Annotated in this window: 13 protein-coding genes and 1 tRNA gene; 3 read left to right on the top strand and 11 right to left on the bottom strand. The window is 35.6% G+C overall.

Features of this window, described 5'->3' with window-relative positions; genetic code table 11:
* The 7 genes from pstA to DPQ31_RS21350 form a co-directional block, all read right to left on the bottom strand.
* Positions 1–867 (bottom strand): phosphate ABC transporter permease PstA, encoded by an 867-nt coding sequence (gene pstA, locus DPQ31_RS21380; protein WP_001242538.1) that lies wholly within the window; start codon positions 865–867, stop codon positions 1–3.
* 1 nt (position 868) lies between these two features.
* Entirely contained in the window at positions 869–1819 is a 951-nt protein-coding gene (gene pstC, locus DPQ31_RS21375; protein ID WP_208730965.1) for a phosphate ABC transporter permease subunit PstC, read from the bottom strand.
* A 27-nt stretch (positions 1820–1846) separates the two neighbouring features.
* Complete coding sequence (locus tag DPQ31_RS21370) at positions 1847–2764, bottom strand: PstS family phosphate ABC transporter substrate-binding protein (RefSeq protein ID WP_097958083.1); 918 nt, start codon at positions 2762–2764, stop codon at positions 1847–1849.
* Positions 2765–3102: 338 nt separating this feature from the next.
* A complete protein-coding gene (locus DPQ31_RS21365) occupies positions 3103–5241 on the bottom strand; it encodes a peptidoglycan D,D-transpeptidase FtsI family protein (RefSeq protein WP_000038999.1) in 2139 nt (712 codons plus the stop codon).
* 109 nt (positions 5242–5350) lie between these two features.
* Positions 5351–6628 (bottom strand): MFS transporter, encoded by a 1278-nt coding sequence (locus tag DPQ31_RS21360; protein ID WP_097958085.1) that lies wholly within the window; start codon positions 6626–6628, stop codon positions 5351–5353.
* 117 nt (positions 6629–6745) lie between these two features.
* Positions 6746–7357: a superoxide dismutase [Mn] gene (sodA, locus tag DPQ31_RS21355; RefSeq protein ID WP_001052031.1), complete on the bottom strand. Its 612-nt coding sequence runs from the start codon at positions 7355–7357 to the stop codon at positions 6746–6748.
* Positions 7358–7581: 224 nt separating this feature from the next.
* Positions 7582–7655: transfer RNA gene (locus tag DPQ31_RS21350), tRNA-Ile, on the bottom strand.
* Positions 7656–7897: 242 nt separating this feature from the next.
* Between DPQ31_RS21350 and yqgB the strand changes: the two genes are divergently transcribed.
* The 3 genes from yqgB (at position 7898) to ispG (ending at position 10357) form a co-directional block, all read left to right on the top strand.
* A complete protein-coding gene (yqgB, locus tag DPQ31_RS21345) occupies positions 7898–8656 on the top strand; it encodes a protein YqgB (protein ID WP_000021677.1) in 759 nt (252 codons plus the stop codon).
* Positions 8657–8729: 73 nt separating this feature from the next.
* Entirely contained in the window at positions 8730–9083 is a 354-nt protein-coding gene (locus DPQ31_RS21340; protein ID WP_208730964.1) for a hypothetical protein, read from the top strand.
* 164 nt (positions 9084–9247) lie between these two features.
* Positions 9248–10357, top strand: coding sequence for a flavodoxin-dependent (E)-4-hydroxy-3-methylbut-2-enyl-diphosphate synthase (gene ispG, locus DPQ31_RS21335; RefSeq protein WP_176521069.1), 1110 nt, complete (start codon positions 9248–9250; stop codon positions 10355–10357).
* Between the two features lie 80 nt (positions 10358–10437).
* On the opposite strand, the gene DPQ31_RS21330 is transcribed toward ispG, so the two are convergent.
* From DPQ31_RS21330 to DPQ31_RS21315, 4 genes are all read right to left on the bottom strand, one after another.
* On the bottom strand, positions 10438–10851 hold the full coding sequence (locus DPQ31_RS21330) for a Fur family transcriptional regulator (protein ID WP_001054515.1): 414 nt from the start codon (positions 10849–10851) through the stop codon (positions 10438–10440).
* Between the two features lie 13 nt (positions 10852–10864).
* Positions 10865–11698 (bottom strand): metal ABC transporter permease, encoded by an 834-nt coding sequence (locus DPQ31_RS21325; protein WP_000613814.1) that lies wholly within the window; start codon positions 11696–11698, stop codon positions 10865–10867.
* Complete coding sequence (locus tag DPQ31_RS21320; protein ID WP_001059665.1) at positions 11698–12468, bottom strand: metal ABC transporter ATP-binding protein; 771 nt, start codon at positions 12466–12468, stop codon at positions 11698–11700. Before DPQ31_RS21320 ends, DPQ31_RS21325 begins: the two co-directional genes overlap by 1 nt.
* A 179-nt stretch (positions 12469–12647) precedes the next feature.
* Entirely contained in the window at positions 12648–13526 is an 879-nt protein-coding gene (locus tag DPQ31_RS21315; RefSeq protein ID WP_000435959.1) for a YitT family protein, read from the bottom strand.
* Positions 13527–13595 lie beyond the last annotated feature (69 nt).

The raw sequence follows: 13595 nt of genomic DNA, 5'->3' as shown, positions 1-13595 counted from the left end.
TTATTTTCGATTCCGTAACCATAAGACAAATATATTGATAAAGAGTAACAGACCTAGCAAAACAATCATCCCAGCTGCTGCTACATACTGAAATTCTTCTTGTGGTCTACTCATCCAATTAAAAATTTGAATTGGTAAAACTGTAAATCTATCAAACATACTAAATGGAACATAATTTGCAAACGCTAATGCTCCGATTACTAACAACGGTGCCGCTTCTCCAATTGCTCTTGATACCGCTAACGTACAACCCGTTATAATTCCTGGGAAAGCTACCGGCAATACAATTTGATACATCGTTTGCCACTTCGTAGCACCTAATCCGTAAGAAGCCTCTAATAATGAACTTGGTACAGATCGTATCGCTTCTTGACTAGCTACAACAACTGTCGGTAAGACGAGCAAACTCATCGTCAGCGCCGCTGCAACAATACTCTCGCCTAAATGAAGAGCATATACAAAAATAGTTAAGCCAAGTAATCCAAATACAACGGAAGGTACTCCTGCTAACGTTTGATTATTAATTTCTATTACCTTTTTAAATATAGATTCCTTCGCATATTGCTCTAAATAAAGGGCAGTCCCGACTCCAAATATAAACGAGACCGGTATAACAATACTCATAAATAATATTGTCCCCGACAAAGCTGCAGCAATCCCGGCTTCTTTCGGATTACGTGAAGCGAAGTTTGTAAAGAAATCTATTGAAAGATAGCTTAACCCTTTTTCAAAAATTTGAAAAAGCAAAATAAGCAAAATTACGATTGAAAACAAAATTGCTATATAAAATAACAATTTGTAAATTCGATCTTTAAAAAAACGTGATGCCATATTTTCTTGTATTTTTTTATGATTCAACATTCGCATATTATGTCACCCTCCTAAAACGGCGCACAATATACTGCGAAATGATGTTCATTATAAAAGTAAACAAGAATAACGTTGCGCCTACGGCATACATACTGTAATAAGCAATCGTTCCATGCGGAGCATCGCCTAAACTCACTTGCACAATATAGGCTGTTAACGTTTGAATAGAGTGCGTCGGATCCAGCGATACATTCGGTGTGGATCCCGCTGCAATTACAACTATCATTGTTTCACCGATTGCCCTAGAAGCCGCTAATATAATCGCTGCCATAATTCCTGTAAAAGCTGCGGGAAACACTACTTGTTTTACCATCTCAAACCGAGTCGCACCGAGCGCTAACGAGGCTTCTTTCGTTCCTTTCGCCACAGCTCTCATCGAGTCTTCAGATAAAGATGCAACTGTAGGTATCATCATAAATCCAATCACGATTCCTGGACTAATTGCATTAAAAAACTGTAAATCCGGTATCATTCGTTGTAAAAGTGGCGTGACAACTGTTAATGCAAAAAAACCATATACAATTGTCGGGATACCTGCTAATAGTTCTAACATCGGCTTTAATATTTTTCGCGCACCGTTTGAAGCGTATTCGCTCAAAAATACAGCACACGCTAAACCGATAGGAATTGCTACAAACATGGCGATTGCTGTTACAAGGACTGTTCCACATATAAGTGGTAATATACCGAATTTAGGATCTTCAAAAAACGGTAACCATTCTTTCTCCGTCAAAAAGGAGTATAATGATATTTTTTGAAAAAACATCATTGTTTCATTTGCCAACGTAAAAACAATTCCAATTGTCGTCACAATAGACACACTAGCAATTATTTTTAATAATAATGGAACTATTTGATTGATTCGCTGCGTTTTTTTTCTTTGTTTTGTATTTCTTTCAATCAAATGTTGTACAGAAAATGTAATTTGACTTTTGTCATTATGAGCCAAAGATGAAAACCCCTTTCCACCCTGACATTACCTTTTGATTTCTGTTAACATTCGCAGCTGTTCATTATATTTTTCTTTTCGTAATTTTACATATCCAACCTCTTCAGCGAGGTTACCAACATGTTTGATTATAAACTCAACATAATTTGCTACATTTATTTTTTGTCGGATAGATGCATCATTCACATAAGTAAATAACGATCTAGATAACGGCTTATAATCACCTGATTGAATAGTCTCTTTCGTCGGAAATACACCGTTCACTTTTATCGCTTTCACCCTATCTCGATTGGCCATATAATAAGCATATCCTACAAAAGCAATGGCATTTTTATCATGCATTACTCCTTGCATAATAACTTGATCATCTTCAGACAAAGAGACTTTTTTTACAATGCGACGATTTTGTAAGATGACATTTTGAAAATAATCATAAGTACCAGAGTCTACACCTGGTGCATAAAACTTCACTTGTGCACGTGGCCATGTTGAATGAACTTGCGACCATCGCTTCTCTCTTCCATCTTCACTCCATAAGAGACGTAACTCGTCTACTGTCATATTGTCTACCCAAGTATTGTGACGATTTACAACAATCGTAAGACCGTCATAAGCAACCTCAAAGGGTGTAAACTGAATGGAGTTATTCTTCATTTCATTTTCTTCCACTTGTTTCATTACTCTCGAAGCATTATTTATATCCACTTCTCCTTTACTGAAACGATTAAATCCTCCTCCAGTTCCAGAAACACTAATAGAAATTTTCACGTTTGGATGCTCCTTTGTATATTCCTCCGCTACTGCTTCTATAATAGGAAAAACCGTTGAGGATCCATCAACTCTCACTTCTCCCATTTCGTTCACAGCAAATGCAGTAGATATGCCAAAACAAAGGAACCATGTCGATAATATAAAAACTTTAATCGATGCACTCATCCATTTCACGTGTTCTTCCTCCTAGAAGTAACCGGAAATAACAGGATTACAGATATAAGAATACTGCTAAACTATTAATTCGGTTTTAATTGTTTGTAAAAGTTTTGTAAAGTTCCACAGGAATCAACATAAGATAAAACTTTAATCAGTAGCCGCTATTCATTTCCACTGATAATTAATTAGTCCATAAGACAGTTATCCCCCTATACACAATATAAAATTATCATTTGTGAGACCGCGTGCTTTTTCCAATATTTTATACTTGTCCACATTTATTACACGATATGCATAAACCATAAAAAAAAGCACACTATCTTTTCAGATAGTGTGCTTTTTTTACAACTTTTTTATTCCTCATCTTGATCTTCTTTTTCATTTTTATTATCTTTTGCATCTTTTGGAGCTTCACCATTTATTTCTTGGTTTTTCAAATCAAAGTAAGCATCCATAATTTCACGACTAATATATCCATTAATACCAGTCTTATCATCATGTACCCACGGAACAACAACAGAAAATGCTACTTCAGGGTCTTCAAGTGGCGCATAACCTACTAATGTTAAGTTATAAACTTGAACACGCTCACCTTTTGCATTTCTACCAATCTCTTTATCTCCGCCATACACAGTTTGGGCTGTACCGGTTTTCCCTGCAGCTTTATATTTTGCACCTGTAAAGTATTTTGTAGCTGTACCACCCGAATCGTTAAATACTTGTCTAAATCCTTCTTGAACACGTTTAATTTGTGATTCAGGCATATCAATACGATTTAGCACTTTCGGTTCCATCGAATGAACAACTTTTCCAACTTCCTCCGGTTTCACTGCCGGTTGACGAATCTCTTTCACAACTTGCGGCTGCATACGATATCCACCATTGGCAATTGTTGAAATATACTGAGCTAATTGAAGTGGTGTATACGTATCATATTGACCGATTGCATAATCAAGTAAAAACCCTGGGATATTGTCTGTTCTACCCATCTGACCAGCAGATTCATTCGGTAAATCAATTCCTGTTTTTACACCTAATCCAAACTGCCCGAAATAGTAACGCATCGTATCAAATGATTTTTGTTTTATATCTAACGTACCACCTCTCACATATGGAACATTAGCAATATTCATCGCTGTTTTAAACATATATACGTTAGAAGACATTTTTAACGCTGTAAGATCATTAATATATCCCATTGTTTTCCAAGATGATTTCGTCGGTGTACCTTTTAATTTGATTGGTTCATCTAACTGTACCGATCCTGGTTGAATTGCACCTGTTTGATACCCTGTCAGAATCGTTGCACCTTTTACTGTTGAACCTACAGGATACGAGCTTGTCATCGTACCTAAAGCGAAATCTTTCACATCAGTTTTTCCTTCATCATTCGTAACAAGCTGTTTTCCAGCCATAGATAACACTTCACCGTTTTTCGGATTCGTCATAACAACGAAAGCACGATCTAAAAGAGGTTCCGCTCCTTTAAATCTCATTAAGTTTTTCGCAAGAATATCTTCCACACGCTTTTGTAATTCCATATCAATTGTTAAGTTCAGGTCATTACCGCTTTGTCCTTGCGATACATTAATCGTTTCCAAAATATTACCATTTTTATCTGTAATATTTTTCACTTCTGCTTTCGTACCGTGCAGGCTATCTTCATATTGCTGTTCAAGATAACTTTTCCCTACTCGGTCATTTCGATTATAATCACGAACAAGATAGTAATCTAGTCTTTCTCTCGGTAAACCTTCATCCGCCGTCGACACCCCACCAAGAACACTTCGGAATAAATCATCATACGTATATTTTCGATCCCAATCAACATTCGTATCTACACCTGGTAATGTTGCTAGGCTCTCGCTAATAATCGCATATTCTTTTTCTGTAGCATCTTTTTTAATAACTTGAGGTGTCATTGCATATCCGCCGTCCATCTTACTTTTAATCGCTAGTATTTCTAAATCTTTTGCGGATAATTGATTAATCTCTTCTTCTGTCACACGACTTCGTTGACGCTCGTCTAATTCTTTATCGTCAATTTTGTTATCTTTCAATTCTTGACGATCTTTACTCGTAATTTTTGTTTTCGCTTCCTCTTTATGCATCGCAATCCAATAATCTTTTTTATCTCGATCTGTTAATTTATCTGTCGGTACTTCAATCAACTCTGCTAATTTTTTCGCTGTTTCTAAGCGATCTTCTGCAGTTGATCCTTTCATTTTTGTAAATGTAATAGTACGAACAGCTGTATTATCTACTACAGGTCGCCCGTAGCGGTCAAAGATTTTCCCGCGCGGTACAGGATTACTTATCGTTGAATTCTCTTTCTTCTCTACTTCATTCTTATATTCCTCACCACGAACAATTTGTACATATCCGAGCCTTACAATAACCGCGGAGAACATTAAAAATACGCAAAAAAACAGCACGTTTAATCGAAAAGGAACGTGAGTTTTTTTCTTTTGTTGTTTCTGCTTCTTGCTCATACAAACCCCCTCTACCAACAGCTATGTAATGTGAAAGGGACACCTTCATACAGGTGTCCTCACTGCTGTCTTACATCTTTTTCTATTTTAGCATAAAACAAACGATAAGTTAACCTTCTGGTTCAGTTTGATTCTGAGTAGTTTCTTGCGCTACAACGCTGGTTTTCCCCACATTTCCCTCATCATATTTGACATTTTTAACTGCAAAATAAATAAGAAAATGTCCAGCACCTAAAATACATAGTAAGAAAGGTAAACTTTTTTCAGGCGGAAAGAATAACACAGCACATAAAAAACTTAAAACCGAACAAATCCTTCCAGCATTTAACCATAATTCCCGGACAACTACATACTCTACACGCCACTCTCTCGCATTTTTCGCTCTACCAATTACGTCATATGTCATTGACCCGTACGGAACGAGTAAAATAGGGTATGCGATCGCGATACATGCTGCATAAATAAGTAATTTTGTGTATGTAACATTGAATATAACTAAAAATACGACCGCATATAAAATAATGCCTCCAAGCAAAATCGCTTTTTTTCGCCACTCTTTCTTTAACATACGAGCAACTAAGTAGTAACATACAAATGATACAGCGGAGTTGACTAAGCTATATTTCCCTAATGCGAGCTCACTATCGGTTGCTAAGTACACATATACTGAAATAACAAAAATAAATGTTCCCTCTCTCAACCCTTGGAAAAAATGAGCACGTGTAATTCTCCCCCAATTTTTATCAATCCGTCGCTCTTTCAATACTTTTGTAATTTCATAACGCCCTTCACATTCTCTCTTAGATAAAAAAAAGCTTAAAACGACAGCAATTGCAAATAGCACTAATGAAAGAAAGAATATGACAGTATAACCACTCCATTTTGCCATACGTGAAATTGTGTATCCTGCCGCTATCGGTCCAATCATTCCAGAGAAGGATGTAAGAAGTCCAAGAAACCCATTAAAGAAATCCCTTGTTTCTGGTTCTGTAATCTCAAATGTCAATAAGTTAAACGCGAGCCAATAAAAACCATATCCGACTCCTAAAAGAGCCCCCATTAATAAAATATAGTGAGAAGCGCTTTTTCCCGCTACTAAAACAACGATAAAAAAAATTGCTAACGTGCCTACGCCTATTCGTAACAAGATTGAGCGGTCAATACGTTTCGCTAATTTCCCACCTATAAGAAATGTGAGAGGCTGCAATACAACGCTGGCCAAATTATACAAGCCAAGATTCACATAATTTTGTGTTTGTTTCCATAAATAAATATTAACAAACGTATTCGATAAAGAAATTGCGAGCGTGTATAAACCTCCAATAAGGAGCAATAACACTAAATCCCGATTCACTTCAACGTCACCAATTATATGTTTCCACTTCATACACAACTCTCCTTTACTTCATGTTCTAGTCTTCCAAAGACAAGCCCAATTATGTAAAAGGAAAGCATAGAAAAAAGCTAGGAGCATTCTCCTAGCTTTTTTCTATAATTATTATAATTATTTTGCTTCTTGGTAACGTTTTTCAGCAGCGTTCCAATCTACAACGTTCCAGAATGCACCGATGTAGTCTGGACGACGGTTTTGGTAATTTAAGTAGTAAGCATGCTCCCAAACATCTAAACCGATAACTGGAGTTTTACCTTCAGTTAGAGGAGAATCTTGGTTTGGCGTGCTTGTTACTTCTAACTCACCATTGTTTACTACTAACCAAGCCCAACCAGAACCGAAGCGAGTTGCGCCAGCTTTTGCGAATTCTTCTTTGAATGCATCGAAGCTACCGAATTTCGCTTCAATCGCAGTTGCAAGTTCGCCTACTGGTTGTCCCCCGCCGTTTGGAGAAAGAATTGTCCAGAAGAATGTATGGTTAGCATGTCCACCACCATTGTTACGTACTGCTGTACGGATTGCTTCTGGTACTTCGTTTAAGTTTGCAACTAATTCTTCAACGCTTTTGTCAGCTAGTTCTGCATGACCTTCTAAAGCAGCGTTTAAGTTTGTAATGTACGTGTTGTGATGTTTTGTATGATGGATGTTCATTGTTTCTTTGTCAAAGTGAGGCTCTAAAGCATCATACGCATAAGGTAAGTTTGGTAATTCGTGTTTTGCCATTGTTATATTCCTCCCAGTTTATGTATTGCCACCATATGTGTGACATACAACTTCATTCTACCCTAATTGCCATAGGGTGCAAACAAATAAATCACATTGTCTTGCTATCATTAAAGTAGCAAAATTCCCACTTCTTTTCAATTAAAATGCTCATATATTCCGTAAAAAAAGCTTCCTTCTACAAGGAAGCTTCCTGCTGACATAATAAACATGTGAAATGGGTATGGACCCTGTAGGACTCGAACCTACGACCGGACGGTTATGAGCCGTCTGCTCTAACCAGCTGAGCTAAGGGTCCATAATTATGTATGTAATAACATATTAAACAATTGAATTCCTATCGGATATATCCTTTAAGAAATGTAAGATAAATTTACCATATAAAAAAGAAAAGTGTCAATTGTATTTTTCTCATTTAAAAGAAGAAAATTATTAAAAAGAAATTTAGTTATCTCCACTATATGTAAATATAATATATCTTGAGATTCTCTAGATTCCTACGTTACAATGACTTTATACATACATAAAGGAAGTGAATCTATGTCCATTTTTAAACAGCTAGCAAAAAGCGTATATTCGCCTAAAGATATTGCGCTTTTCCGTTTTCAAAAAATCGGTAAAACCATTTTGTATATTATGCTTCTTTGCTTAATCACTACTATTCCAAGAACTTTCTTGTACGGTAGCGTTATTCAAGACGGTGTTAATATGGTAAATAAAGTAATCGAAAAAGATTTACCTGATTTTAAAATTGAAAATGGCGAACTAACAGCAGATATTGATCAACCTATCGAAAAAGAAGATGGCAATGCCCTTTTCGTATTTGATCCAAATTCAACAGACTTAGAAAAATATCAAAATAAAACGGGTTTATTTGTTTTAAAAGATAAAGTAGTCTCCATGGGAAATGGTCAAACACAAACGTATTCCTATAACGACTTATTAGGTGCATCTCTTGAGAAAAAAGATTTACAAGACTTTATTTCTCTATTCGATAGTATCTATCCAATTTTATTATTTGTTATCGGATTTTTAGTGTACCTATTCCAATTATTCATTACTTTTGTAGGCGTGACTTTACTTGCGTTCATCGGTTCTGCTATGAGCGGACAACGTAAATTATCCTACAAACAAGTTTGGACATTAACTGCTTACAGTTACACAATTCCAACAATCTTCTTTATGATTATGGATTTATTTAAAATCGTCGTACCTGGTTCAACATTCATTTATATCGCAGTTGTTTTAATTGTTCTATACTTAACACTTAAAGAAGTTCCACAACCGAAAGAAAAATAAGAACGATAAAAAATGCCTAAATAGGCATTTTTTTTTTGGACAAGCATATATTCCTAGCAAAGGAGTGAAGAATATGAAGAGATTAGGTATATTCTTATTCGTGCTTGTTCTCGGTTATATATTTTATTACGATATAAAAATCGGTACTTTACCGATGTTAAGTTCATACAAAAAAACAACAGCTGCTCAAACTATAAAAAAAGAAGAAACAACTACAAAACAAAGCAAAAAGGAAGAAACAGATGTTACTTATAAAGCAATTGAAGTAAAAACTGGTGAGACCGTTCTTTCGATTACAGAACAAATTAATAAGAAAAAAATCCCTTCTATTGAAAAGATAATTGATGACTTTAAACAATTAAATAAAAGTACATCTGCTACAAAAATTCAAATTGGAAAGACTTATAAATTCCCGTTATATCAATAAGCGATCACTTAATCCTTGTCAATTACATAAAGGCGCTGATACAATAGTAAAAGTGAAACCGAGCACTTCGGTTTCTATAGCCCTATATCACGTATACTATCATTGATATGAGGGACTAAATAAGAAACTTCTTTTATAAGGAGAGCGATCTATTCGTGAATGAAATGACTCATCGTACAAAAACACGTCCAGTTAAAGTCGGTAATTTAACAATTGGCGGTAATAATGAATTAATTATACAAAGTATGACAACAACAAAAACACATGATGTTGAAGCAACAGTTGCTGAAATTAAACGTTTAGAAGAAGCTGGTTGTCAGGTTGTTCGTGTTGCCGTTCCAGATGAACGCGCAGCAAATGCTATTGCTGATATTAAAAAACAAATCAACATTCCACTTGTTGCTGATATTCATTTTGATTATCGCCTTGCTTTAAAAGCAATTGAAGGTGGCATTGATAAAGTACGTATCAATCCAGGTAACATTGGTCGTCGCCATAAAGTAGAAGCTGTTGTAAATGCAGCAAAAGAGCGCGGCATTCCAATCCGTATCGGTGTAAACGCTGGTTCATTAGAGCGTCACATTTTAGAAAAGTACGGATACCCAACTGCAGATGGCATGGTTGAGAGCGCACTACATCACATTAAAATTTTAGAGGACTTAGATTTCCACGATATTATCGTATCTATGAAAGCCTCTGATGTTAATTTAGCAATTGAAGCATATGAAAAAGCTGCTCGCGCTTTTGATTATCCATTACATTTAGGTATTACAGAATCTGGCACATTGTTTGCTGGAACTGTAAAAAGTGCCGCTGGTCTTGGAGCAATTTTAAGTAAAGGCATCGGAAACACACTTCGTATTTCATTAAGTGCTGATCCAGTTGAAGAAGTAAAAGTTGCACGTGAACTATTAAAGTCATTCGGTCTTGCATCTAATGCAGCAACACTTATCTCTTGTCCAACTTGCGGTCGTATTGAAATTGATTTAATTAGCATCGCTAACGAAGTGGAAGAATATATTTCTACACTGCAAGTACCAATTAAAGTTGCAGTACTTGGTTGCGCTGTAAACGGCCCTGGTGAAGCTCGTGAAGCTGATATCGGTATTGCCGGTGCACGTGGAGAAGGATTATTATTCCGTAAAGGGCAAGTTGTTCGTAAAGTACCAGAAGAAACAATGGTAGAAGAACTGAAAAAAGAAATCGATGTAATTGCTGCTGAAATGGCTGCTGAAAGAGATAAAGATAAAGAAAAAGAAACACAAGAACAATAAAAAGAAGGTTGCCCACAATATTTGTGAGCAACCTTCTTTTTTATGCAAAAAAGCTCGTCAGTTATATAACCGACGAGTTTTTATTTTGCACATTTTGGACAACGGCCGTATATTTCAAATTTATGCCCTGTTACTTCATAACCGTTAAAATCTTTATTCATAAAATCCATTGGACAGGAAGTAATCTCTTTCGTTCCCCCGCAATCTAAACAAATAAAATGATGATGATGTTCCATAATGGAACATGTAAAACGAAAATGTTTTTCACCATTTAATTCTGTTTGTTCTAAAACGCCGATTTCAGCAAAAACCGTTAAGTTACGATAAATCGTATCAAAACTAAGACCTGGATAATCATCCTTCATATGCTCTAAAACATCTTTTGCTGTTAAATAACGATTGTGAGCTGCAAATAATCTGAGCATCTCTTCCCTTTTCCCAGTATGTTTGTATCCTTTTTCTTTCATTAGGCGTAAAGCTTCTGTTAGATTCATACCTATCCCTACTTTATGCAGTTTTTTTCTTCTTCCATAAAATCGCACCGATTAAAATAAGAACTGCTATCATAACAATTGTACCACCTGGTGCTAGATCAAGTTGATACGAAGCAAACATTCCACCAATTACTGCAATTTCACCAAATAAAATGGAAAAGAAAATTGTTTGTTTAAATCCTTTAGCAATACGAATACTTGCTGCAACTGGTAACGTCATTAATGAGGATACGAGAAGAACACCTACTACACGCATTGATACTGCAATGACAAGAGCAACTAATATAATGAAGATAAAGTGAATCCATTTTGCCCTTAGACCAGTTGATACTGCGTATTCCTCATCAAATGATAATAAAAACAGCTCTTTATATAATAAAATAATTGTCGCAATAACAACAATTGCTACAATCCCAATAATAATTAAATCCGTACTCGTTACAGCACTTACACTACCAAATAAATAACTAAATAAGTCTGTGTTAAATCCATTTGCAAGTGAAATGAAAATAACTCCAATTCCCATTCCTGCTGAAAGAATAATCGGAATTGCTAATTCTTGATAATGCTTATATACAGTTCGTAACTTTTCAATTAGTAACGCTCCCCCAATCGAGAAAATCATCCCCATATATAGGGGATTTAAAAAGCCACCTGTAAAAATTGTTTTTTCAAGTAGTAAACTTGCTGCAATACCTGATAACGTCACGTGACTTAATGCATCTGCAATAAGAGATAAACGACGAATAACAACAAACACACCGATAAGCGGTGCAACAAGTCCAATTAAAATACCTGCATATAAAGAATTACGTAAAAAGTCATATTGTAAAAAATCTTGTATCATTATATCCTCCCGTGATGCTCATGCTCGTGTTTTAAACGATGGACATGATGTCCATATAAGACGGACATTTCTGCATCTTCTAACTCTCGGAACTCCTTTACATTCCCATGAAAATGTAAATGTTGGTTTAGACATGCAACATGTGTTACTTTCTCGGTAACAGCCCCCATATCATGAGTAACAAGAATCAATGTAATCCCAAGCCTTTTGTTTAAATCCTCTAATATCTCATAAAAACTTTCCACATTTTTCACATCAATCCCAACAGTAGGCTCGTCCAAAATAAGTAATTCAGGATCACTAACGAGCGCACGAGCAATAAATACACGTTGTTGTTGTCCACCAGAAAGCTCTCCAATATTGCGACCTTGAAATTCACTCATCCCTACATCAGCAATCGCCTTTTCTACCTTCGCCTTGTCGTCTTTCGTGAAAAAGCGAAAAAGACCTTTTTTCGAAACGAGCCCCATTGACACAACTTCAAAAACAGTTGCTGGAAAACCAGAGTTGAAACTATTTGCCTTTTGGGATACATAGCCAAGTTTGTTCCATTCTTTAAACTTCTTGCTATCAACACCAAACAAGCGAATACTCCCTTGTTTAGGCTTTAAAACGCCTAATAAACATTTTAGTAAAGTGGATTTCCCAGAACCATTTGGCCCAACTAAACCTAAAAAAGCTCCCTTCGGAACTTGCAAATTAATATTTTCTAACACATTTCGATCTTCATATCGAAACGTTAATCCTTCTATTTCCAATATATTATTCATAGCATCTCACCTATTTTAATTCAGAATGATTCCGATTTATATCTATTTGAATTATAGTACAGCTTATTATAGTTGTAAACCAATCTGCCTAAATTATATCTATTTTTTCAAGAAACCTTACTATTATAACAAAAAGCAGAGAAAAATTCTCTGCTTTCGAAAAATATTCCAAGTAACTTTTAGTGGATAGCTGATTTAAACTTACCACCATTTGTTTCTTGTGTACTCATAATCGTAACAAACGCATTTTCATCAATTTCATGCACAATTGATTTTAACTTCGTCACTTCCAAACGCGTTACAACTGCATAAATAACTTCTTTTTCTTTATCCGTGTAACCACCTTTGGCTACAAGCTTTGTAGTTCCACGACCGAGACGATGCAAAATGGCATTTGATACTTCCTCATACTGATCTGATACAATTAAAACTGCTTTCGTTTCATCTAAACCTTGAATTACCGTATCAATTGTTTTGAATGCAATATAGTACGTCATAACAGAATACATAGCTTGTTCGACACCAAATACAAATGCTGCCCATGCAAAAACAAATAAGTTCACAAACATTACGAATTCACCAACAGAAAACGGTAATTTCTTCGTTAATAAAATCCCCATAATTTCTGTTCCGTCCATTGATCCGCCATGACGAATAACAAGTCCTACACCAAGCCCCAAAATAAGGCCACCAAAAACTGTTGCTAAAATGGGCTCAGTTGTAAATGGTGGAACAGCATGTAATGTCGATTCAATAAATGCTAAAGCTACAATCCCAAATGCTGAGGATAACATAAATGTTTTTCCGATTTGCTTATACCCAGAGTACATAAACGGAATGTTGAGGATAACAACTAAAGTAGAAAAACTTAACCACCAAATATTAGGAGTAAGATAATCTAATATAAGAGAAATACCAATAATTCCACCATCAATAATTTTATTTGGCATTAAGAATAATTCAATCGCTACCGCCGCGCACGCTGCCCCAAAAATAATCATTACTAAACGATAAATGAGATGGATAACGCTTTCTTTTCGATGTTGCTTTTGTTCCATAAGTCCTCCTTATATTCTTTTCTGTAGTTTTGTCCTTACATTATAACATACGCTTCTTTTCCTCATGAA

Source organism: Bacillus sp. COPE52 (assembly GCF_003355115.1).
GTDB classification, from domain to species: Bacteria; Bacillota; Bacilli; order Bacillales; family Bacillaceae_G; genus Bacillus_A; species Bacillus_A toyonensis.
This window is presented reverse-complemented; position numbering and strand designations above follow the sequence as displayed.